The following is a 24115-nucleotide window of genomic DNA, read 5'->3' on the forward strand; positions in this document are numbered from 1 at the left end:
ATACAGTATGAGGTGAAATATGAGTGATATTATTAAAGTAGTAGTTGATGCCATGGGTGGTGACAATGCACCTGAAGCACCGATAAAAGGTGCCGTTGATGCTGTTAATGAAAATGAAAAGATAAATGTTGTACTGGTGGGAAGAACTGATGACATTAAATCAGAGCTTGCTAAATATACTTATGATAAAGAGCGTATAACTATAGTTCATGCAGAGGATATTATAGGATTTGATGAACCACCGGTAATGGCTATAAGAAAAAAGAAACAGTCATCTATTGTTGTCGGTATGAACCTTGTAAAACATGGCGAAGCGGATGCTTTCGTATCAGCCGGAAGTACAGGTGCAATACTTGTTGGTGGTCAGTTTGTTGTGGGTAGAATCAAAGGCGTAGAGCGTTCGCCTCTCGCACCGCTTATTCCTACAGCAAAAGGTCCAGCACTTCTTATTGACTGTGGAGCAAATGTGGATGCCAGAGCATCTCATCTTGTTCAGTTTGCAAAGATGGGCTCAATATATATGGAGAGGATAGTCGGCATAAAAAACCCCCGTGTTGCCATTGTAAACATTGGTGCTGAGGAAGAAAAAGGAAATATGCTCGTAAAAGAGACATATCCATTACTCAAAGAATGTAAAGATATAAATTTTGTTGGAAGTATAGAGGCAAGGGATATACCAAAGGGAGATGCAGATGTTATAGTATGTGAGGCATTTGTTGGAAATGTAATCCTTAAATTATATGAAGGTCTTGCAGCAACACTTCTTGGAAAAGTAAAAGAGGGACTTATGTCAAGCCTCAGAAGTAAAATAGGAGCACTTCTTATCAAACCTGCACTTAAATCAACACTTAAGCAGTTTGATACATCAGACCAGGGAGGAGCACCTTTGCTCGGTTTAAACGGGCTTGTAGTGAAAGCCCACGGAAGTTCAACAAGTGTTGAGATAACTCAGGCTATAAGACAGTGCATACAGTTCAATGAAGAAAAGATAAATGAAAAAATAAAAGAAAATCTTATTATTGAATAGGTGGTGCTCGTATGGAATTTAAAAAGCTTCAAAAGATTATTGCAGAAGTTTTAGGTATTGGAGATATGGAAATATTTCAAGAAATGAGTTTTGTGGATGACCTCGGTGCTGATTCGTTGGAACTTTTTCAGATTCTTATGGGAGTTGAACAGGAATTCGATATATCAATAGACGAAGAAAGTCTGAAAGATGTTGACACGGTTGGAGATTTGCTGGAGCTTATATGTTAAATATGACATATAGGCAGGCTGCTTTAGCGGCAGATAGTATGAGCAGATAGTAGAGCAGACCTATGAATATCAGCTTGACAAAACCGTTGGCATATAGGGCTTAAAAGGTTAGGAGTGTGCCTGATGAAACAGGAAAAATTATTAGAGTTTCAGAAAAAAACAGGATATGAGTTTAAAAATGTAGAACTGCTTATAACAGCACTTACGCACAGTTCATATTCAAATGAAAACAGATTAAAAAAATATATGTGTAATGAGCGTCTTGAATTTTTGGGAGATGCCGTACTTGAGCTTGTTTCAAGTGAACAGATATATAAGGATAATCCTACAAAGCCTGAGGGTGACATGACAAGAATGAGAGCGAGCTGGGTATGTGAGCCGACGCTTGCACTCTGTGCAAGAGATATAGATCTCGGTGAGTATGTGATGCTTGGAAGAGGTGAAGATCTTACAGGCGGTAGAGAGAGAGACTCTATTTTGTCTGATACACTTGAGGCGACTATAGGTGCAGTCTACCTTGATGGTGGATTTGAAAAGGCGAAAGAATATATTGACAGACATATATTAAAAGATATAGAAAATAAAAAGCTGTTTTACGACAGCAAGACTATTTTACAGGAAATTGTTCAGGGAGAGCATCTTGAGATGGAATATGAGCTGCTTAAAGAAGAAGGACCTGACCATAACAAATCATTTACGGTTGCCGTAAACATAAATGGAGAGAGACTTACGACTGCAACAGGAAGAACAAAGAAAAAAGCAGAACAGTCAGCAGCTTATCAGGCTATACTTAAACTTCATAAATCATAAGTAGGAGAAACATCAGATGTATTTAAAAAGCTTAGAGGTACATGGTTTTAAATCATTTGCCAATAAATTGATATTTGAATTTCACGACGGCATAACGGCTATCGTAGGGCCAAACGGCAGCGGTAAGAGCAATGTTGCCGATGCTGTAAGGTGGGTGCTTGGAGAGCAGAGTGCAAAGCAGCTTCGCGGTGCAAAAATGGAGGATGTTATTTTTGCAGGAACTCAGATGAGAAAGCCGCTTGGATTTGCATATGTAGCCATTACCATAAGCAATGAAGATCATAAATTAAATGTTCCCTATGAGGAAGTAAAGATAGCAAGAAGAGTTTACAGGTCAGGAGAGAGTGAATATCTATTAAATGGCACGGCTTGCAGGCTTAAGGATGTTCAGGAACTTTTGTTTGATACAGGTATCGGTAAAGAAGGATATTCGATTATCGGACAGGGACAGATAGATAAGATACTTAGCGGAAAACCTGAGGAGAGACGAGAACTTTTTGATGAGGCGGCAGGAATCGTTAAATATAAGAGAAGAAAAGCTGCTGCACAAAAAAATCTTGAAGAGGAAAAGCATAATCTTGAAAGAATTGAAGATATTCTCTCCGAGATAGAAAAACAGGTAGAGCCTCTTGAAAAGCAGGCAGCAAAGGCAAAACAGTATCTTGCGTTTCGTGATGAGCTGAGGGTTCAGGATGTAAATATGTTCCTTATTGAGTATGACCGTATTCATGAGGAAATAAAGGAGTTTGAGGGAAAACAGGCAATCGCTGATAATGATCTTAAAAATGCCAATCAGGAATATGAAAAAAGCAAGCGTGAGTATGAGAGAGTACAGTCAGAGCTTGATGAAAAGATAAAGAGCATAGAATTAAAAAAAGACAGACTGAATCAGTCGCGTGTCATGTTAAACAACTGTGAGGGTGATATAAGACTTTTAAACGAGCAGATAAACGGTATCAGACAGAGTGAAAATCATTATAGGGAAGCTATAGAGAGCTATAAAGAGCGTATTAAAAATTTTGAGGATGAACATAAACAGTATGCCGTCCAAAAAGAAGAAAACAGCAAAAAGACAGAAGAGATAAAGTCTTTAGCAAAAGAGAATGAAAAACTTATTGCAAATAAAAAAGAGACAGCTTTTGAAATAGAAAATGACATAAAGTCCGTTCAGGATATGAAGCTTGCCGGAATAAATGCGGCGGCTGATATAAAAAGTGAAGAGTTAAAATATAAGACTTTGCTTGAGCAGAACAATATTAAGAGAGCCGAGTTAAACAAAAGAGTGCTTGCAAATAAGTCTGAGGCATCTGTTCTTACAGAGACAATCTCGTCACATAAAAAAGTTTATGATGAGATAACTGAAAAGATAAAAGCGATAGATGATTCAAATGCAGTAATGCAGGAAAAGTTTAATGGTATAAACGAAGAAAATCAGAACAGACGAAGAGAGCACAGTGATACACAGCAGAAATTCCATATGGAAAATTCAAGGCTTAATTCTCTTAAAAACATGACTGAGAGGTATGAGGGATTCGGTCAGAGTATAAAGCGTGTCATGGAGAGAAAAGAGGATACACCGGGAATCATAGGTGTAGTTGCCGATATCATAAGAGTTAAAAAAGAATATGAGATAGCGGTTGAGACGGCACTTGGCGGAAGCATACAAAATATTGTAACCGACAATGAGCAGACGGCAAAAAAGATGATAGAATATCTGAAAAAAAACAGATATGGACGAGCTACATTTTTACCTCTTACAAATATTCATAAAAAAGCGGCAAATAATGCCCGCAATGTTATGGCTGAAAAAGGTGTAATCGGGATGGCATCAGAGCTTGTGTCGGCAGATGAAAAGTATAATGACCTCGTGAATTATCTTCTTGGAAGGTTTGTCGTTGTCGATAATATAGACAATGCCATTGCACTTGCGGCAAAATATCATCACACACTCAGGATAGTAACGACCGAGGGAGAACTTTTAAATCCGGGCGGTTCGATGTCAGGTGGTGCATTTAAAAACAACAATAATCTTTTAGGCAGACGAAGACAGATAAAACAGCTTGAGGAAGATGTTGAAAAATTCAAAACCAAATTAACAGAGTATGCGGCACAGATAGAGCAGGGAGAAAAAGAGATAAAAGAGCTGCGTGAAAAAATCGGTGCCAACAACAGACTAAGACAGGAGCTTATAGTTAAACAGAATACGGAAAAAATTGGTTATGAGCGTGCGGTTTCAGATCTTAAGAAGAGCGAGGAGCAGCTTGAGCTTATCAGAATCGAAGGAATGAGGATAGAGGAGGATAAGGACAAGTTAAAGGGTGTTATGGACGGCATTGGCCGTAGGATTTCGGAGAGCGAAGACGAGACAAGGGATTTTGATGAAAAGATAAGCAGGTATCAGGAAAAACTTGACAAAGTAAGAGAAGAACTTAATTTGTTGGAGCAAAAAGATTCTGAGTTTACGCTTAAGATAACATCACTTGCACAAAGCGAGGGCTTTATAAATGAAAATATGCTCCGTGCAAGTGAGGGTAAAGATACCGTATCCAAGCAGCTTGCACAGACTATCGAGGACAGTAGAAATATTGGTGGTCAGATTAAACAAAAACAGGATGAGATAATAAAAACCAGAAATATCATCAAAACAACAAAAGAAGAAATAGAAAATTCAGAGCTTGAGATTAAAAAGCAAAATCTGGAAAAAGAGGAACTTTCTGAAAAAAACAAGACTTTCCTTGACAAGAGAGAGGAATTGTCAAAAAATATAAATGAACTTGAAATGGAAAGTTTCAGACTTGCCGGAAGAAAAGAAAAGCTGACGGAGAGTATTGACAATTATACAAATTATATGTGGGAACAGTATGAACTTACATATCACAGTGCACTGGCACTTAAAACGCAGACAGAGCTTACCGTTTCAGGAATGAAAGCCAAGATAGCAGAGATAAAGAAACAGATAAAATCGTTAGGCTCGGTAAATGTAAATGCCATAGAGCAGTATAAGGAAGTATCAGAGAGATACGAACTCCTAACGACACAGCATGATGATCTTATTGAGGCTGCAAAGGTTTTGGAGGAGATAATAGAAAATCTTGACAATGATATGCGAAAACAGTTTGAGGAGCAGTTTGCAGAGATAAGAAGCCGTTTTGACAAAGTGTTTAAGGAATTGTTTGGCGGTGGTCGTGGAACGCTCGAACTTATGGAAGATGAGGATATTCTTACGGCAGGGATAAAGATAATCGCACAGCCGCCGGGAAAGAAACTCCAGAATATGATGCAGCTTTCAGGTGGAGAAAAGGCACTTACAGCTATTGCATTACTGTTTGCAATACAGAGCTTGAAGCCGTCACCGTTCTGTCTGCTCGATGAGATTGAGGCGGCACTCGATGACTCAAATGTAGACAGGTATGCGGAGTATCTGCATAAACTGACGAAAGATACACAGTTTATTGTCATCACTCATAGGCGTGGAACAATGAATGCTGCGGATATTCTCTACGGAATAACGATGCAGGAAAAAGGTGTTTCGACACTTGTATCGGTCAATCTGCTGGATGAGAAAGAGATTGCGAATTAAAGAGATTTGATTTAAGCTGTATTGATATATTTAATAAAGATAAGATAGTATGCGAAGTATGAAATTAAAAGAATATATATTATCATATGATTTTGTATGGTATGGTAAAGTGTAGATAAATTAAATAAAGAATTTGGAGGAATTATGTGGGAAAGTATTAAGAATAAGTTTAGGAGAAATAAACATATTGAGGAAGAACAGAAAATTGAAACGGAAAACTTACAGAATGAGGAAGTAACAAATTCGGAAGCTGAAGCCTCTTTACAGAGTGGGGAGACAAATGCCAATTCTGATATGGAGAGTAGTTTACAGAGCGAGAAAAACATCCATTCCGAAACTGAGTCTTTACAGAGTGGCGAAGTTACACAGGATGATGATAAGGCTTACGGTACTGTGACAAATACGGCTGATGAATGTAACAGTTCGGCTGACGAGAATGTTTCAAATAAAGCGGCAGAAAATTTGTCGCATGATGAGGCTGCAAAAGCATCAAATGAAAACAATGGTTCTGATAATGAAGCCATTTCAAGTGAAAATAACATTCCAGATAATGAAAATGTTTCAAATGAAGCAGCGGATAATTCGCAGAATGTTGATGATGGCGAAATCAAGACGGCAGAGGAGGCTGAGCAGATTTCTGAAGTTATTTCAGAGGAGGAAGATAAGGCGGAGGAGTCTGCCAAAAAGCCTAAGAAAAAAGGATTTTTTGGAAAGCTTATCGATGGTCTGACTAAGACAAGGGACAGCTTTGTTTCCGGTCTTGAAAATGTTTTCAGTGGATTTTCTGAGATTGATGACGATTTTTATGAGGAACTTGAGGAAGTCCTTATTATGGCGGATATAGGTGTTGCCACAACTGAGAAGATAATTGAAAATCTTCAGGCTAAGGTTAAGGAAAATAAGATTAAAGAGGTTGCAGTTTGCAGACAGCTTCTTATTGATTCAATAAAGGAACAGATGCGTGTGCATGATGATGCATATGATTTTGAAAATAAAAAATCGGTTGTTATGCTTATAGGAGTAAACGGTGTCGGAAAGACAACGTCTGTTGGAAAACTTGCGTCACAGTTTAAGGCGGACGGCAAGAAAGTTATTCTTGCGGCAGCAGATACCTTTAGAGCAGCAGCTATTGAACAGCTTACCGAATGGTCGAACAGAGCAGGAGTTGAGCTTATCGCAGGTCAGGAGGGCGGAGACCCGGCGGCAGTCGTATTTGATGCAGTTAATGCGGCAAAGGCAAGAAATGCTGATATACTTATATGTGACACGGCAGGACGACTCCACAATAAGAAAAATCTTATGGAGGAGTTAAAAAAGATAAACAGGATAGTTGAGAGAGAATATCCTGACGCATACAGAGAAACATTTGTCGTACTTGACGGAACGACAGGTCAGAATGCACTCGCACAGGCAAAACAGTTCAGTCAGGTTGCTGATATTACGGGAATAATCCTCACAAAACTTGACGGAACAGCTAAAGGTGGCATTGCCATAGCTATTCAGTCGGAAATGAACATTCCGGTTAAATATATAGGTATCGGTGAGCATATCGAGGATTTGCAGAAATTTGATGCAGATGCGTTTGTAGATGCATTGTTTGAGACAAAAGCTGAGTAGTGTGAAATATATCATATTTCACATTATGCCAAAGAAACCTGTGCACAATTTAATCAAGATTTATGATAGTTTCGCAAATACCTAAATTAAGAGTAACTTGAAAGGAGCATATAAAAATGTTGACATTAGAGAAATTTGAAGAAGCATCAGAAAAGGTGAAGGAGGTTGTGCTGCCTACAAACCTTATCTATAGTGAGTATTTTTCAGAGCAGACGGGAAATAAGGTTTATTTTAAACCTGAAAATATGCAGTACACCGGAGCTTACAAAGTAAGAGGCGCTTATTATAAGATAAGCACTCTCTCAGAGGAAGAAAGAGAGAAAGGTCTTGTAACTGCATCAGCAGGAAATCATGCACAGGGAGTTGCCTATGCGGCAAAACTTTACGGTGTGCCTGCAACGGTAGTCATGCCTACAACTACTCCGCTTATCAAGGTAAACAGAACAAAGGGTTATGGAGCAAAAGTAGTTCTTCACGGTTCTGTATATGATGAAGCCTGCCAGTACGCACTTGAACTTGCAAAAAAAGAGGGGGCAACATTTGTTCATCCTTTCAATGATGAAGTTGTAGCAACGGGACAGGGTACGATTGCAATGGAGATATTTAAGGAACTTCCGACTGTTGACATAATCCTTGTACCTATCGGAGGGGGTGGACTTGCAGCAGGAGTTTCAACACTTGCAAAACTTTTAAATCCTAATATAAAAGTAATAGGTGTTGAGCCGGCAGGAGCAAGCTGTATGAAAGCATCATTAGATGCAGGAAAGGTAATTACTCTTCCTGATGTGAATACCATAGCAGACGGTACGGCAGTAAAGACACCGGGAGACATTGTATTTCCGTATATACAGAAAAACATTGATGAGATAATAGCAGTAGAAGATCAGGAACTTATCGTAAACTTCCTCGACATGATGGAAAATCATAAGATGCTCGTTGAAAACTCAGGTCTGCTTACTGTTGCTGCACTTAAGCATCTTGACTGCAAGGGTAAAAAGATAGTTTCTATCTTAAGCGGTGGAAACATGGATGTAATAACGCTTTCATCAGTTGTACAGCATGGTCTTATCGAGAGGGGACGAGTATTTACGGTATCGGTGCAGCTTCCTGACAGACCGGGTGAACTTGTAAATGTGGCAAATGTTATTGCAAAACTTAAGGGAAATGTAATCAGACTTGAGCACAATCAGTTTGTAAGCATAAACAGAAATGCCGCTGTTGAGCTCAGGATAACGCTTGAGGCATTTGGACATGAGCATAAGAAAGAGATTATCGAAGCATTGAAAAAACATGGATATGATCCAAAAGAGGAAAGCCCGACAGGATTATATGAATAATGCAATGAGCAGGTAGCAGAGAGTACCATGAAAATCTGTCTGACTGCACAGGAATGACTATATCAACAAAAGCTGCAAAGCAGCGGCTGACAGCTCGCTGGCAGGTTTATGAATGTAAGAAATGAAAGGCTGAACTGTTACTGTAAAAGTGTAAGTGTGTTTTTTCAAATGAAAAAATAAATTAAGAAGTGGAGGTTTAGGATGAGTCAGTTTAAAAATACAACAGGTTATATAGGGAGCGAGTTACTCCATACACCGGGCGGAGTGAGAGATACTTACGGTGTAGAGTGTGAAAATAAATTAAATGTGGCGGGAAAAGTCCATGATGTTATGAAATCTTATGGTTTTGATGACATTCAGACCCCTGCATTTGAATATTTTGACATATTCAGCAAAGAGAGAGGAACAGCTTCTTCAAAAGAGATGTTTAAGTTCTTTGACAGGGGAAATAATACACTTGTATTAAGACCGGATATGACACCTCCGATAGCAAGATGCGTTGCAAAGTATTACAGAGAGGAACAGATGCAGGTTCGTCTTTGCTATACGGCAAACACATTTGTAAATACAGATCCTTATAAGGGAAAACTTCAGGAAGTGACACAGGTAGGTGCAGAGCTTTTTGGTGATGCAAGTTCAGATGCAGACGCAGAGATGATAGCACTTACGGTCGAGAGTCTTTTAAGCAGTGGTCTTAAGAGATTTCAGCTTGAGGTAGGTCATGCAGATTTGTTCAGGGGAATAGTTGAGGAGGCAGGTTTTACACCTGAGGAAACAGAAAAACTTCATGAACTTATTGAGAGTAAGAATTTTTTTGGTGTTGAGGATCTTCTCGACAATCTGACAGTATCAGAGGGACTTAAGGAGGTAATCTTAAAACTTCCTGACCTTTTAGATGACTTTGATGAAGCTGCTAAGTTTGTAAAGGAACGCTGCCAAAATGAAAGGGTTTTAAAGGCTCTTGACAGACTTGCAAAACTTGATAACATATTAAAAATATATGGATTTACAGATTATGTTACGATAGACCTCAGTATGTTAAGCCATTACAGTTATTATACAGGAATTATATTCAGGGCATATACATACGGTACGGGCGAAGCTGTGGCAACAGGAGGTCGTTATGACGGACTTGTGGGGCAGTTTGGAAAAGATACGCCTGCCATCGGTCTTGCCATTGTTTTAGACCAGCTTATGCTTGCACTTACAAGACAGAATATTCTCGATGAGAAGCTTGTATCAGGATGTATTCTTCTCTATCCTAAAGAACTTAGGGAAGAGGCATTAAACAAAGCTGCCGCACTCAGAAAATCGGGTGAGAATGTGCAGCTTGTACGCAAATCATCGCAGAAAGATATTGATTTGTATAAAGATTATGCAAAGAGAATGAATAAGGAAAAACTCTTGTATTTAAAAGATAAGACTGTAGTTGAAGAAATAACATTCAAGTAGGAGGGACATGATGGAATATATAACATTTGCACTGGCAAAAGGAAGACTTGCGAAACACACATTAAGTCTTTTGGAAAAGATAGGAATCACCTGTGAGGAAATGAAAGATGAAAAGACAAGAAAACTCATATTTGTAAATGAGGAACTGGGATTTAAGTTTTTCCTCTCAAAAGCATCGGATGTCCCTACATATGTTGAACTTGGAGCAGCAGATATAGGAGTTGTTGGCAAAGATACGATACTTGAAGCCGGAAGAAAACTCTACGAAGTATTAGACTTAAATTGCGGAAAATGCCGTATGTGTGTGGCAGGACCGGCGAGTGCGAGAGAAAAGTTAAATGACGGCTCGCTTATAAGAGTTGCAAGCAAATATCCGGGAATAGCAAAAGATTATTTCTATAATAAAAAGCACCAGACAGTAGAGATAATCAAACTTAACGGCTCGGTAGAACTTGCACCTATCGTAGGACTTTCAGAAGTTATCGTTGATATAGTAGAAACCGGTTCTACATTAAGAGAAAACGGTCTTGAAGTTTTAGAGGAGATATGTCCTTTATCGGCGAGAGTAGTCGTAAATGAGGTGAGCATGAAAATGCAGCATGAAAGGATAACAAAACTTATCCGTGACCTTAAGAAAGTTATACCTGATGACTAGAAATAAATGACAATAGGAGATTGAGGAGCCGATTATATACTGTTTTGATTATACCGTGATAAAAGTATATTATAATGGTTTCGCAAATACCCGGTTAGTGATAAAAAGGGAGGCAGCTATGAGAATAGTTAAACTTACAGAAAAAGAGAAAAATAATATACTGGAAAACCTTTTAAAGAGAAGTCCGAACCAGTACAGTAAATTTGAAGATACAGTAAATGACATTATAGAGAATGTCAGAGCAAACAAGGACAAGGCATTATTTGAATACACTGAAAAATTTGACGGTGTAAAGATTACTGAGGAGACATTCAAGGTAACTGATGAGGAGATAGAAGAAGCCTACACTAAGGTGGATGAGCGTCTTATTGAGATAATAAGAAAAGCTCTTGTAAATATCAGGGACTATCACCAGAAACAGGTTCGTTACAGTTGGTTTGACAGCAAGACTGACGGAACACTTCTCGGACAGAAGATAACACCGCTCGCAAGAGTAGGCGTTTATGTGCCGGGCGGAAAAGCGGTATATCCGTCATCAGTGCTTATGAACATCGTACCGGCAAAGGTTGCAGGTGTTGAGAAGATAGTTATGACAACACCACCCGGAAAAGACGGAAAGGTATATCCTATAACGCTTGTGGCAGCACATGAAGCAGGTGTAGATGAGATTTATAAGGTCGGCGGAGCACAGGCTGTTGCGGCACTTGCATTTGGTACAGAGAGCATTAAGAAAGTTGACAAGATAGTAGGACCCGGAAATATTTTTGTTGCACTTGCAAAAAAAGCTGTTTATGGTCATGTCAGCATTGACTCTATCGCGGGACCAAGTGAGATACTTGTACTTGCCGACGAAACGGCAAATCCAAGATATGTGGCAGCAGACCTTTTATCACAGGCAGAGCATGATGAGATGGCATCAGCTATCCTTGTAACGACAAGTGAGGAACTTGCAAAGAAAGTATCAGAGGAAGTTGACGGATTTGTAAAAGTCCTTTCAAGAAAAGAGATAATACAGAAGTCGCTTGATTCATACGGTTATATACTTGTGGCAAATGATATGAAAGAAGCAATCGACACGGCAAACGAGATAGCATCAGAGCATCTTGAGATAGTGACAAAAAATCCTTTTGACACTATGACAAGAATAAAAAATGCAGGAGCAATATTCCTCGGAGAGTACAGCAGTGAGCCGCTCGGTGATTATTTTGCAGGACCTAACCATGTACTTCCTACGAATGGTACGGCAAAGTTCTTCTCACCTCTTTCAGTTGATGATTTCATAAAGAAATCAAGCATAATCTCATACTCTGAGGAGGCACTTAAACTTATCCATACGGATATTGAGGACTTTGCAAAGGCCGAAAAACTTACGGCACACGCAAACTCAATCGCTGTCAGATTTGAACAAAAATAAGCATTTCAAAAGCTTATGGTGTATAGAGCACTAAGCGGTGTATAAATGGGATGCTTATGTCAGTGGGAGTAAGCTTTTACTGAAAGGCAGCAAAGGCGGAGTGCGAATGTCCGCTTTGCTAAAAACGGGCAGGAAACTGCATTGGAAAGGGTTGGTTTTTATTATGAATGAAAATGTAAAAGCAAGAATGGCCGAGGTTTCAAGGGTGACCGGAGAAACTGATATTTTAGTTAAGTTAAATCTTGATGGCAGTGGCAAAGCTGATATAGATACAGGCATTGGTTTTTTCGACCATATGCTGAACAGTTTTGCACGACATGGCCTTTTTGACCTTACGGTTAAGGTTAAGGGAGATTTAGAGGTTGACTGCCACCATTCTATTGAGGATACAGGTATCGTTCTCGGTCAGGCTATAAAGGAGGCTGTCGGGGACAAGAAAGGTATTAAGAGATTTGGTGAGTGTATTCTTCCTATGGATGAGACTCTTATGCTTTGTGCACTTGACCTTTCAGGCCGACCTTATCTTGTAGAAAATATGGAGTTTAGCGTATCTAAGGTAGGCGAATTTGACACAGAGATGGTACATGAATTTTTCTATGCCGTAAGCTATTCTGCAGGTATGAACCTGCATTTAAAGATGCTTGACGGTTCAAATAATCATCATATAATAGAAGCTGCGTTTAAATCATTTGCAAAGGCACTTGACAGGGCAGTTATGTATGATGAGAGAATAAGTGATGTACTCTCAACAAAAGGAAGTTTAGGAGAATAGGATATATGAAAAAGAAGAAAATAATCCCATTTATAAATGCGGAAAATGAATATCCGGAAAACATTATAAAACTTGCGGATGAATATGCGTGTAAGGGTGCAGATGAATTGTTTATCTACAATTATACCGGGGATGAGGCGTCGAGAGATGAATTTTTAAGCACGGCAAGAGTGATTGAAAAACAGATAGACATTCCGTTTATGATAGGAATGTATGTTGAGCGTTTTGAAGATGCAAAAAAAGCACTTTATACCGGAGCATACAAACTTGTGCTTAGAAATGCACTTCTGCCGGAACAGAAAGTGATAGACGAGATAACAGCCAGGTTTGACAAGGACAAGCTTATGCTTGAAGTTGACATGAAAGCCGCTTTTATGAATGCAGAAGCACTTGACAGATATTATGATATGGGAATAGGTTCGGCGATGCTTAAACATATCGACTGCACAAAGAGTTTTACTGATGCCATAAATAGTACAAAAATGGATATTATGATAAGGGATGGTCTTATAAGAAATGACCTTGCAGAGCTTTTATCATTTGAAAAAACAGATGCCGTATCAACAAATTATTTTGAAGATACCGAGGACAGAGATATATACAGGGCAAAAAGAGCCTTAAAAGAAAAAGGAATAGATGTAGAAGTGTTTGAAAGTCTTATTGATTTTTCAGACTTTAAACTTATGGACAATGGTCTTATCCCGGTAGTAGTTCAGGATTACCGCACAAACGAAGTTCTCATGGTTGCTTACATGAATGAGGAGTCATATGGAAAGACTATCGAGTGTGGCAAAATGACTTACTACAGTAGAAGCAGACAGGAATTGTGGCTTAAAGGAGATACATCAGGTCATTATCAGTATGTAAAGAAACTTATGCTCGACTGTGACAATGATACAATTCTTGCAAAAGTTCGTCAGGTCGGAGCTGCCTGCCATACTGGAAGCAGAAGCTGCTTCTTTAAGGAACTTGCCCAAAAAGAGTATATTGAAACAAACCCATTGACAGTATTGCTTGAAGACTATAAAATTATCATGGATAGAAAAGTAAATCCAAAGGAAGGCTCTTATACAAATTATCTTTTTGATAAGGGGATAGATAAGATTTTGAAGAAATGTGGCGAGGAGGCAACAGAAATTGTTATCGCTGCCAAAAATCCCGATTCGGAAGAGCTTAAGTATGAGATTGCCGATTTCCTTTATCACATGATGGTTCTTATGGCAGAGTGTGATATTGACTGGAGTGACATAACAAAGGAACTTGTCAACCGCAGATAGAAAGGTATGGTGAAGATATGACAGGAGCATTATTGTTAAAAGGTCTTGCGGACCTTACTTTCGGAGGAGCATTTTTATGGTATCTCGTTAAATTCCTTGTAAGTCTTGGTGTTGCTTATGGTGCGATACTTCTTGGTATCAAGTGGCGAAAGTCAAAAAATGAAAAGGCAGACAATATTGCGGAAACGAAATAAAAGCAGACTTGGTTCACGGTGAGTGATACATTTTGGCTTAAAGCAGAAGTGGACTAATTGAGCAGATAAATAGTCTAACATTATAAAGGCATATAAATGGAAATAGAAAAGAAATTCAAGATTAAAAAGCTTCCTGACAATCTGGAACAATATGAACAGAAACATATTGAGCAGGGGTATCTTTGCACAAATCCGGTTGTCAGGATAAGAAAAAGTAATGACAGATATATTCTTACTTACAAGTCACTTGTAATTGGCAGTGAAGATAAGAATACGGATGTAAGGATAAATAATGAAGTTGAAGTTTTCCTGACAAAAGAAGGATATGAACATCTGAGAGAAAAGGTGGACGATAATCTTATCAAAAAGACAAGATATATAATACCACTGGAAGATGGACATATGGGAGAACTTGATATTTTTGGCGGAGTGCTTGATGGACTTTATTTTATTGAGGTCGAGTTTGAGAGCGAGGAAGATGCCGAAAACTTTGTGCCACCGGTATGGTTTGGCGAAAATGTAAGTGATGATAAACGATACGCAAACAGTTATCTATCAAAATGTAACGACCTAAGCGTATTTTTATAAAAAACGATTAAGAGATGGAGGCTCATTATGTTTAAGATTTTAAAGAAAGAGTATCTTGCCAACAACATCTGGCTTATGGATGTTGAGGCACCAAGAGTAGCAAAATCATGTCAGCCCGGACAGTTTGTTATTGTAAAGACAGATGAGGAAGGAGAGAGAATCCCTCTTACAGTATGTGATTATGATAGAGAAAAGGGAACTGTTACTATAGTATTCCAGACAGTCGGAGCATCTACAACAGAGATGTCACGCTATGAAGTCGGGGAAAGCTTCATGGATTTTGTAGGACCTTTAGGATGTGCGTCTGAACTTATTGGGATGCCTATAGAGGAGTTAAAGAAAGAAAAGCTTTTATTTGTATGCGGTGGTGTTGGTACAGCTCCTGTATATCCACAGGTTAAATGGATGAAAGAGCATGGTATTGATGTTGATGTTATAATCGGAGCACGTACAAAGGATATTATGATACTTGAAAATGAGATGCGTGAAGTTGCAGGAAATCTTTATATTGCAACAGATGACGGTTCTTATGGTTTCAAGGGAAATGCGTGTGACCAGATAAATGAACTTGTAAAGAACTTAAATAAGACATATACAAAGGTTATAGCTATCGGACCTATGATAATGATGAAATTTGTTACTATACTTACAAAAGAACTTAATATTCCTACAATAGTAAGTATGAATCCTATCATGGTCGATGGAACAGGTATGTGTGGTGCCTGTCGTCTTAAAGTAGGTGATGAGATTAAATTTGCCTGTGTAGACGGACCTGAGTTTGACGGTCATCTTGTAGATTTTGACCAGGCTATGCGTCGCCAGAGAATGTATAAAACTGAAGAGGGCAGGGCAATGCTCAAACTCGAAGAGGGAGATACACATCACGGTGGATGTGGAAACTGCCAGTAAAAGAAAAATACAGCAAATGCGGGAATACTTCATGCCGGAGTTGTGTCAGATAATATTTAGAATTAAACATAAGCCCGCAAATATCTGTCAGAGAACATAGAATTGTAGAGAAAGGAAAATATCATGGAAGTTGATGTAATGAAAAGAATTCCTGTTCGTGAGCAGGAGCCAAAAGTTCGTGCAACGAATTTTAAGGAAGTTTGTTTAGGATATGATAAAGAAGAAGCGACAGCGGAAGCAACACGTTGTCTCCAGTGTAAAAATCCACAGTGCGTAAAGGGCTGTCCCGTAAATATAAATATACCGGGATTTATCAGTGAACTCGTGAAAGGAAATGTTGAGGGAGCTTACCATGTGATAAGTGAGTATTCTGCACTTCCTGCCGTATGTGGCCGTGTATGTCCACAGGAGAGCCAGTGTGAGTCAAAGTGCATCCGTGGAATTAAGGGTGATGCCGTATCTATCGGTAAACTTGAGAGATATGTCGCTGATACTGCAAGAGAAGAGGGCATCAAACCTGCAAAGGCTGAGAGCCTAAACGGAAAGAAAGTTGCCGTTATCGGTTCAGGTCCTGCCGGACTTACATGTGCAGGTGACCTTGCAAAACTCGGTTATGATGTAACTATCTTTGAAGCACTTCACAAAGCAGGCGGTGTATTATCTTACGGTATTCCTGAGTTCCGTCTTCCAAAGAGCAAAGTCGTAGATAAGGAAGTTGAAAATGTAAAATCACTCGGAGTTAAGATTGAGACTGATGTTGTCATAGGAAAAGCCGTTACTATAGACGAACTTTTAAATGAAGAGGGATTTGATGCCGTATTCGTAGGTTCAGGAGCAGGACTTCCTAGATTTATGGGAATACCGGGAGAAGATGCAAACGGTGTATTCTCAGCAAATGAGTACCTTACAAGAAGCAATCTTATGAAAGCTTTTGATGAAAATTATGATACACCTATCATTCCAGGAAAGAAAGTTGCCGTAGTCGGTGGTGGAAATGTAGCAATGGATGCCGCAAGAACAGCACTTCGTCTCGGTGCAGATGTACATATCGTATATCGCCGCAGCGAAGCAGAGCTTCCTGCACGAGTTGAGGAAGTACATCATGCAAAAGAGGAGGGAATCCAATTTGACCTTCTCACAAATCCTGTAGAAATCATGGAAGATGAAGAAGGAAATGTTTCAGGAATGAAGTGCATACGTATGGAACTTGGCGAGCCTGACGAGTCAGGAAGAAGAAGACCTGTTGAAATTGAGGGTTCTGAGTTCGTACTTGATGTAGATACTGTTATCATGTCACTTGGAACGAGCCCTAACCCGCTTATCTCATCAACAACAAAAGGTCTTGATATTAACAAGAGAAAATGTATAGTTGCTGAGGAGGAGACAGGAAAGACTTCTAAGGCAGCCGTATATGCCGGTGGAGATGCTGTAACAGGTGCCGCAACAGTTATTCTTGCAATGGGTGCAGGAAAAGCAGCAGCTAAGGGAATTGATGAGTTCTTAAGCAAATAATAAATAATATATAAAATTAAAGAAAAAGCCATTACCTTTGGGTGATGAGATTTCTATTTGATAAATGTGATAAAAACAGTCGGATTTTGAAAATTTTCAGGGTTCGGCTGTTTTATTTTTGCAATAGCAGTTTTTTTCTTGTAAAAACAAGCATAATTTTATGAAAAATAACATCCTTTAGCATAATGAAAAAATTATTTTTTGATATAAAAAATGTTAAAAGTAACGCAAACAATGATATACAGGGAATTAGAGCCACTTTTAGGTCTAAAATTTTGTGAGTGTTTCATAAAAAAAAACTAAAGAATAGTGCAAAGTGCATAAAAAATAAATTTGCTAAAAATAGAAAAATAAATGAATCAAACAAAAATCCATAATATTTTTATCAATAATTGACATTGTTTAAAATATACGGCTTTGCTACCATATAACTAGTAACCCACACAAAATAATCAGTAAAATAATAAAGTGTTCAGTGTGGGTTATACTGGAAAATTTCTTTGTTCTAAGACGGCTGTCTAAGCCTAAAAACAGACTTCTAAATTTTTTGTGCTGATTAAATAACAGCAGATCACCCGTAAATCAAATTTTTATCATCAGATAGGTATCCCTAAAATAAAGACAGGAGGAGAAGTATATATATCAGGTTTTAACAATATTATGCAAACAGCAGAGCATACCACAAATATTTGCCTGATTGAAAAAACGGTGAAATCAGAATAAAAAAATCAAGGATTATCTGATTGAAACTTTTAATACAAAAATATTAGAAGTCTGCTTGGGGCAAAGATTTTTTAAGATATGGTGGATAATATTTGTGTCTGAGCACACCCGACACAAATTATACCGATTATTTGATGGAATAGAAATAAATTACTATATAGGATATGAAGAAAAATGTGTGCAGAAATGAGGGATGATATGGAATATTATGAATTTGTAGATGAGATGGCAGAGAAGATAAAAATGTGTTTTGGTAAGGAGGTTGCGGTAGAGGTGCATAAGGTCATAAAAAATAATTCGCTTGAATATGACTCACTTACTATCATGGAGACGGGAAAGAGCATAACACCTAATTTTTATCTTCAAAATATGTATCAGAAGTACATTGACGGAACAGGCATTGACAGCCTTGTATCAGAGGTTGTGAGGATATATGAGGACAGCCAGAGACAGAATACATATGAAAATCTGTCTATGGAGTATGAGGATTGTATTGAAAAAATAGTTATGAGACTTATCTCTTTGAATAAAAATAAAAAGCTGCTCGAAGATATGCCGTATATCAGATTTCTCGACATGGCAGTTGTGTTCTATTGTCTTGTTAGTAATGATGAGGATGGAATTGCATCCATACGGATAACAAATGAAGTTGCAAAGGAATGGCAAACGGATACAAGAGAACTTTACACACTGGCATTAAAAAATTCGGAGAGAATATTTGAAGAAAAAATAATGCCTATGAGCGAAGTTATCGGTATGTTTGATGTGCAGTTACAGGAGATGGGATTAAAAAAACCGGCACTTAAGCGTAAGTGTTTATATGAGCCTTATGTGGTAACAAATAACATGGGGATAAACGGTGCATCAGTTATCTTATATCAGGATATATTTAAGCGACTGGCTGAGAAAATAGGAGGTGATTTTTATATCCTGCCGAGCAGCATACATGAAGTGCTTGCAATGTCGGCAAAAGCCGGACTTACAAAAGAGGAACTTAAAAACATGGTAAAAGAAGTAAATGATAATTGTCTGCTGCCGGATGAATATCTGTCGGACAGTGTTTACAGGTACAATAAAACATTTAATTCGCTTGAAATAGTAGCGTAAAACGGGGGGAAAGATTATATGGAGAGAAGAAGGAATTTATTAAAAAAAGTTTTGATATATGTGTTGATGGTGGCGGTTGTTTTGTCAAATGGAATGTTTATGAATTTAAAAAAGGCAAAGGCAGAGACATATTATCAATATCTTGTGCATTTTTCAAAGCCGTTTACAATGACAGGAAGTCTAAAAAATACAATAGAAGGAATTATGAAAAGTTCAAGTGTTTTGAAAAAAAGTGAAGATTCGTTATGTGTTGAGTATTTGATAAATGAAAAAAGTGATTATGTGAATATGTATAAAAATATTGTTGCAAATTTAGATGCATCAACGCTTGTAAATCCGGGATTTTATATAAGAGCTATGGTTGGAATGGGAAATAAGCTATCAGATACTCCACAAAACGCAACTTTGGCAGAGGCAAAAAATCTTATAAGCAGTGATGCACAAAATCATAGATCGTTATATATTTATTGGCAGTGCGGACATATTTATGATTCATCAAAATGGCAGCTTACATCTGCAGCAACCTGTCAGCACAATAACCAGTACAGATGCACTATCTGTGGTGATACAAAAAGTGAGGGAAACACTATAAGCCATAATTATTCATCCTGTATATCAGGAGCAACCTGTCAGCAACCGGCGGTATATAAATGTACCATGTGCAACAGCACGATAAATCAGGGAAGTACGGTAGGTCATAATTACTCAACTTATGTATCAGGAGCAACCTGTCAGCATCCGGCAATATATAAGTGCACTATGTGCAGCAGCACAACTTATTCAGGAGGGTATGCAAATCATACATGGGCACAGAAAAGTTCGGCAACCTGCACGCAGGGACAGGTATTATACTGTACGACCTGTGGGACACAGACAGCAGGTGCAGGGGCAACAGGACATAATTATTCAAGTGTTTCAGTTACGGCTCCGACGAGTTCTTCAAAAGGATATACAAGACATAGATGCGGATGTGGTGCGTATTATGATGATACATTTACATACAAAGTTGAGTATGATGCAAACGGTGGTTATGGAAATGTGGCGAGCCAGACGATAAATTATGATAAATCAGAAAATTTAAAGCAAAATTCTTTTGGCAGAAGTTATTATCATTTTACCGGATGGAATACAAAGGCAGACGGAAGCGGAAAAGCGTATTCGGCAGGACAGCTCATACAGAACATAACAACGACTACAGTAAAATTGTATGCCCAATGGCAGAAAAATAAGTATAGCGTTACCTGTATTGATTATTATGAGGACGGTAAGGTGATAGACAGTGTAAACAATAATAAAACCGTTCAAGTCGATTATGATACAAAAATATCAGGTCAGTATTTTGGGACAGATACAAAAATCGGAGCGTATTATCCCGGAACAAAATATGTGTCATGTGATGGAGAAAAGACGGTATCAGGAAATATAACAGTAAAAAGATTTTTTAAAGATTATAGGGAAAACGGTCTTAATGGAGCAGTGATAAATTCGGGTACACTGGTAAGTATGTCTGAAAAGCCTGAGAGTGTGAAAATTCCGGAAGAAGTAAAGCGGATAGGAAACGGAGCATTTAAAGACCAGGATAAACTTGTTTCGGTTGATATTAAGAACGGAACAGTTAATGAAATAGGAGCAGGGGCATTTGAAAACTGCATAAGTCTCAAGAAGATTGTAGTGCCGTATTCAGTGAGAAAAATCGAAAAAAATGCTTTTATTGGATGTAGTTCATTAGACGAGGTAATTATAAAAAATCCTGACTGTGAGATAGACAGGTCGTTTGAAACGATACCACAAAATGCAGTGATAACAGGATTTTCAAATTCATCGGCACAGTCCTATTCAAAAGAAAATCACAGAAATTATAATAAGATAACAACAATAGGTGAGGACTTTTTTGCAGGAGAAAAATATTTAGAGAGATTTAATGTGCCATCGGATATTGTAATTATAGGAGACAGGGCATTTAAAAACTGCACGGTATTAAAAAAGATTACTCTTGGAAATGTGACAAGAATAGGTGATGAGGCTTTTGCCGGTTGTACTTCTTTAAAGTATGAGAGTGATTATGAGAAGATAACGAAAGATGCACTTGTTATACCTAATACAACAGAATATATAGGAAAAAAAGCATTTGCGAGAGATAAAGAAATAAAAGAAATTGTATTCGAGGGAAAAGAAACAGTTATCAGTGATAAAAGCAGTATAGATGCAGGTACTTTGATAGGATGTTATGCAGGAAGCAAACAATATGATTTTTCAGTAGAAAATAAATATAAAATTATTTTATTTGCAGGTTTTGAGAATGATGGTACAACGGAATTTGCAGATGAATACAGGGACAGTGATGAAATTGCCGCTGTAATAATGGGAGCAGGAATAGAAAAGATAGGCAGATTTGCATTTGCAGGCTGCAAGTCATTGGAGAATGTTTCTATTATGGGAGACCGTACTAAAAAGACAGCGGTTACAATAGACAATTCAGCATTTTATAATTGTACGGAACTTAAAAAAGTAATGTCTGATGAGAATATTAGTGAATTAGGTGACAATGTATTTTTTAACTGTGAGAAACTTAATGAAGTTACATTTTCGGACAACAATATGCTTGCAAAAATAGGAAACAGAGCATTTTACGGATGTGTTTCTTTAAGTGAGATAAAAATAAATAATCCCAATTGTGTTATCAATGAAAATAATGATACATTTTCTGAAAATACAATTTTAAGAGGATGGAGCAAATCAACAACTAATGATTACAGTAAAAAAAATAATAGGAAATTTGAGTGTATCGGTATCTCATATTGTGTGGAGTTTGATAAAAAAGGAGGAGATAACGGGACAGATGGCATATTTGTTTATAGTGGAATGAAGATGCCTGATATAGAAGTCCCTGAGAAAAAAGGATATACATTTTGCGGATATGCGTCAGGTGATAGTCAGCTTTATAATGATGCCGGAAAATATATATCGGGAGAAGTCCTAAATATATCAGAAGATATGACAGGAAAAAAAGCATTGAGTGCAAAGTGGTGTGCAAATTGCTACAGTGTGTGGTATATGCCAAATGGAACGGACGGAGAAAAGACTGAGCAGGCAGGATTGCTTTATGATACTGAATTTAAGATTTTGGATAATATGTATAAGAAAGAAGGATATACATTTGCAGGCTGGAGCACTTTAGCTGACGGAAGTTCAGAAATATACAAAGCAGGTGAAAGCATCAAAAACCTCACGGATAAAGACGGAGAGGTTGTCAGACTCTATGCCAGGTGGCAGGAAAACTCATATAATATTGAGTACAATCTAAATGGCGGAATGGGTGAAGCACCTGAAAATAAGGAAATCATGTATCAATCAGAGTACACGATAGCGGATAACAAAAGTACAAAAGAATATTATGTTTTTGCCGGATGGAATACAAGATACGACGGAAAAGGAACAAGTTATGAGGTTGGACAAAAGGTAAGCAGGCTTACTGCTGTAAAAGGTGATAAGATAATATTATATGCACAGTGGAAACCGGTAGAATACAGCATTTCTTATGATTTTGACGGTGGAGAGACTGAGACAAATGTAAATCCTCTGAAATATGATTGCGAGACAGATGACTTTACCGTGGTTTCGCCAAAGAAACACGGGTGGGATTTCGTAGGCTGGCATGATAGCGATAAGCTGCACGAGGGTGCTTATGTTGTTAAAAAAGGCTCACATGGAGATATAACTTTAAAGGCAGTTTACAGATTGTCGGAATACAGTATAAAATTTGAGACAAACGGCGGAGAATTTAAGGATGAAAAAAGCAGGATAAGTTCGTATAGATTTGGAGATGATGTAAATCTTCCGATGGATGTAGAAAAAAAGAACTATGTCTTTAAAGGCTGGTCGGCGGACAAAGATAAGAATGATACATATGTTGCAAAGATTGAGTCTGATGATACGGGAGATAAATGTTTTTATGCGGTATGGACTCCTGAATCTTATAAAATTAAATATATGCTTGACGGAGGAAAGACAGAAGACGGAAGTCCAATGGCATATCTGTATGGAACAGGAGTAAAACTGCCGGAGAGTGCAAAGAAAGACGGATACAGTTTTGCAGGCTGGTATCAGGATGAAAAATTCAGCGGACAGAGAATTGAAAAGATAACAGAAAATGAAAGCGGAGATAAAGTTATATATGCAAAATGGATACCAAATGTGACAGATAAAGACAAATCAGATTCAGACTTATCCAGAAATAAACCGTTAGATACAAAAAATCCATCTGAAAGCAGTCTGCCGCATCAAAGTAAAAATCCTGATGACAGTGCTGGAACAGATAAAAAAGATAATGTTTCCGAGAGTACAAAACCTGAAGTAACAGAAATGCCATTGCAGACAGATGCTTCGTCAGAGCAGACAAAAACGCCATTGGTGAGAATGACTGCAAGTCCGAATAAACAGCAGGGAGCTGGAAAAAACAGTGCAGGAGAAAGTAGTAATACTGAGGCAAAAACCAACAAACAAACTGCCAAATATAACAGATACAATAAAAATAGAAAGACTGTTGCATTAAAGAAATTTTGCGATACTAAGGCGAAAAAAGCAGTCATACCTGACAGCATAACAAAAGGCGGTGTGAGATATAAAGTTACCTCGGTGGCAGCAGATGCATTTTCAGGCTGCAAAAAATTAAAAGAAGTAACGATAGGAAAGAATATAAAAACAATCGGAAAAAATTGTTTTAAAAATTGCCACAGTCTGAAAAAGATTAATATTAGGAGTAAAATATTTAGAAAGGCAGGGAAAAATTCATTAAAAGGAACTAATAAAAAGCTTATTGTCAGCTGCAATAAAAAGAAAATGACAAAGTATAAAAAGCTGTTAAAAAATAGGGGGAATAATAAATATAAAATGAAAGAAAAATAATAAAAA

17 protein-coding genes are annotated in these 24115 nt (G+C 37.9%); all 17 read left to right on the plus strand.

Annotated elements, in window-relative coordinates:
- The first annotated feature begins 19 nt into the window (after positions 1–19).
- Positions 20–1027, plus strand: a complete 1008-nt coding sequence (plsX, locus tag DW721_RS02925; protein ID WP_022014593.1) for a phosphate acyltransferase PlsX — start codon at positions 20–22, stop codon at positions 1025–1027.
- 11 nt (positions 1028–1038) lie between these two features.
- Positions 1039–1257 carry an acyl carrier protein gene (locus DW721_RS02930; RefSeq protein ID WP_022014594.1) on the plus strand — a complete coding sequence of 73 codons (219 nt, stop codon included), beginning with the start codon at positions 1039–1041 and terminating at the stop codon, positions 1255–1257.
- Positions 1258–1380: 123 nt separating this feature from the next.
- A complete protein-coding gene (rnc, locus tag DW721_RS02935; protein ID WP_118498414.1) occupies positions 1381–2067 on the plus strand; it encodes a ribonuclease III in 687 nt (228 codons plus the stop codon).
- A 16-nt stretch (positions 2068–2083) separates the two neighbouring features.
- Positions 2084–5647 (plus strand): chromosome segregation protein SMC, encoded by a 3564-nt coding sequence (gene smc / locus DW721_RS02940; protein ID WP_118744735.1) that lies wholly within the window; start codon positions 2084–2086, stop codon positions 5645–5647.
- A 645-nt stretch (positions 5648–6292) separates the two neighbouring features.
- Positions 6293–7264: a signal recognition particle-docking protein FtsY gene (gene ftsY, locus DW721_RS02945; protein ID WP_055945550.1), complete on the plus strand. Its 972-nt coding sequence runs from the start codon at positions 6293–6295 to the stop codon at positions 7262–7264.
- A gap of 116 nt (positions 7265–7380) precedes the next feature.
- The gene (gene ilvA / locus DW721_RS02950) at positions 7381–8601 is read left to right on the plus strand and encodes a threonine ammonia-lyase (RefSeq protein ID WP_022014598.1); all 1221 of its coding nucleotides are present in this window, start codon (positions 7381–7383) and stop codon (positions 8599–8601) included.
- Between the two features lie 201 nt (positions 8602–8802).
- Positions 8803–10053, plus strand: a complete 1251-nt coding sequence (hisZ, locus tag DW721_RS02955; protein ID WP_022014599.1) for an ATP phosphoribosyltransferase regulatory subunit — start codon at positions 8803–8805, stop codon at positions 10051–10053.
- Between the two features lie 10 nt (positions 10054–10063).
- Entirely contained in the window at positions 10064–10708 is a 645-nt protein-coding gene (hisG, locus tag DW721_RS02960) for an ATP phosphoribosyltransferase (RefSeq protein WP_055943344.1), read from the plus strand.
- 118 nt (positions 10709–10826) lie between these two features.
- Positions 10827–12122, plus strand: a complete 1296-nt coding sequence (gene hisD / locus DW721_RS02965) for a histidinol dehydrogenase (protein WP_022014601.1) — start codon at positions 10827–10829, stop codon at positions 12120–12122.
- A gap of 163 nt (positions 12123–12285) precedes the next feature.
- Positions 12286–12894 carry an imidazoleglycerol-phosphate dehydratase HisB gene (gene hisB / locus DW721_RS02970; protein WP_118744845.1) on the plus strand — a complete coding sequence of 203 codons (609 nt, stop codon included), beginning with the start codon at positions 12286–12288 and terminating at the stop codon, positions 12892–12894.
- 5 nt (positions 12895–12899) lie between these two features.
- Positions 12900–14171: a bifunctional phosphoribosyl-AMP cyclohydrolase/phosphoribosyl-ATP diphosphatase HisIE gene (gene hisIE, locus DW721_RS16575; RefSeq protein WP_082440698.1), complete on the plus strand. Its 1272-nt coding sequence runs from the start codon at positions 12900–12902 to the stop codon at positions 14169–14171.
- 17 nt (positions 14172–14188) lie between these two features.
- Positions 14189–14365 carry a hypothetical protein gene (locus DW721_RS15975; protein WP_156335810.1) on the plus strand — a complete coding sequence of 59 codons (177 nt, stop codon included), beginning with the start codon at positions 14189–14191 and terminating at the stop codon, positions 14363–14365.
- 96 nt (positions 14366–14461) lie between these two features.
- Positions 14462–14953 (plus strand): CYTH domain-containing protein, encoded by a 492-nt coding sequence (locus DW721_RS02980; RefSeq protein ID WP_118744737.1) that lies wholly within the window; start codon positions 14462–14464, stop codon positions 14951–14953.
- A 27-nt stretch (positions 14954–14980) separates the two neighbouring features.
- A complete protein-coding gene (locus tag DW721_RS02985) occupies positions 14981–15862 on the plus strand; it encodes a sulfide/dihydroorotate dehydrogenase-like FAD/NAD-binding protein (RefSeq protein ID WP_055943341.1) in 882 nt (293 codons plus the stop codon).
- Positions 15863–15985: 123 nt separating this feature from the next.
- Positions 15986–17374 (plus strand): NADPH-dependent glutamate synthase, encoded by a 1389-nt coding sequence (gene gltA / locus DW721_RS02990; RefSeq protein WP_118498423.1) that lies wholly within the window; start codon positions 15986–15988, stop codon positions 17372–17374.
- Positions 17375–18295: 921 nt separating this feature from the next.
- Entirely contained in the window at positions 18296–19204 is a 909-nt protein-coding gene (locus tag DW721_RS02995) for a DUF5688 family protein (RefSeq protein WP_118744738.1), read from the plus strand.
- 18 nt (positions 19205–19222) lie between these two features.
- Complete coding sequence (locus tag DW721_RS03000; protein ID WP_118744739.1) at positions 19223–24109, plus strand: leucine-rich repeat protein; 4887 nt, start codon at positions 19223–19225, stop codon at positions 24107–24109.
- Positions 24110–24115 lie beyond the last annotated feature (6 nt).

It is taken from the genome of Clostridium sp. AM27-31LB (assembly GCF_003480745.1).
GTDB lineage: Bacteria > Bacillota > Clostridia > Lachnospirales > Lachnospiraceae > Butyribacter > Butyribacter intestini.

Bases quoted from the DNA above. Each gene is read 5' to 3' on its own strand.
- plsX (WP_022014593.1), top strand. From the start codon at position 20: ATGAGTGATATTATTAAAGTAGTAGTTGATGCCATGGGTGGTGACAAT.
- DW721_RS02930 (WP_022014594.1), top strand. From the start codon at position 1,039: ATGGAATTTAAAAAGCTTCAAAAGATTATTGCAGAAGTTTTAGGTATT.
- rnc (WP_118498414.1), top strand. From the start codon at position 1,381: ATGAAACAGGAAAAATTATTAGAGTTTCAGAAAAAAACAGGATATGAG.
- smc (WP_118744735.1), top strand. From the start codon at position 2,084: ATGTATTTAAAAAGCTTAGAGGTACATGGTTTTAAATCATTTGCCAAT.
- ilvA (WP_022014598.1), top strand. From the start codon at position 7,381: ATGTTGACATTAGAGAAATTTGAAGAAGCATCAGAAAAGGTGAAGGAG.
- hisZ (WP_022014599.1), top strand. From the start codon at position 8,803: ATGAGTCAGTTTAAAAATACAACAGGTTATATAGGGAGCGAGTTACTC.
- hisG (WP_055943344.1), top strand. From the start codon at position 10,064: ATGGAATATATAACATTTGCACTGGCAAAAGGAAGACTTGCGAAACAC.
- hisD (WP_022014601.1), top strand. From the start codon at position 10,827: ATGAGAATAGTTAAACTTACAGAAAAAGAGAAAAATAATATACTGGAA.
- hisB (WP_118744845.1), top strand. From the start codon at position 12,286: ATGAATGAAAATGTAAAAGCAAGAATGGCCGAGGTTTCAAGGGTGACC.
- hisIE (WP_082440698.1), top strand. From the start codon at position 12,900: ATGAAAAAGAAGAAAATAATCCCATTTATAAATGCGGAAAATGAATAT.
- DW721_RS15975 (WP_156335810.1), top strand. From the start codon at position 14,189: ATGACAGGAGCATTATTGTTAAAAGGTCTTGCGGACCTTACTTTCGGA.
- DW721_RS02980 (WP_118744737.1), top strand. From the start codon at position 14,462: ATGGAAATAGAAAAGAAATTCAAGATTAAAAAGCTTCCTGACAATCTG.
- DW721_RS02985 (WP_055943341.1), top strand. From the start codon at position 14,981: ATGTTTAAGATTTTAAAGAAAGAGTATCTTGCCAACAACATCTGGCTT.
- gltA (WP_118498423.1), top strand. From the start codon at position 15,986: ATGGAAGTTGATGTAATGAAAAGAATTCCTGTTCGTGAGCAGGAGCCA.
- DW721_RS02995 (WP_118744738.1), top strand. From the start codon at position 18,296: ATGGAATATTATGAATTTGTAGATGAGATGGCAGAGAAGATAAAAATG.
- DW721_RS03000 (WP_118744739.1), top strand. From the start codon at position 19,223: ATGGAGAGAAGAAGGAATTTATTAAAAAAAGTTTTGATATATGTGTTG.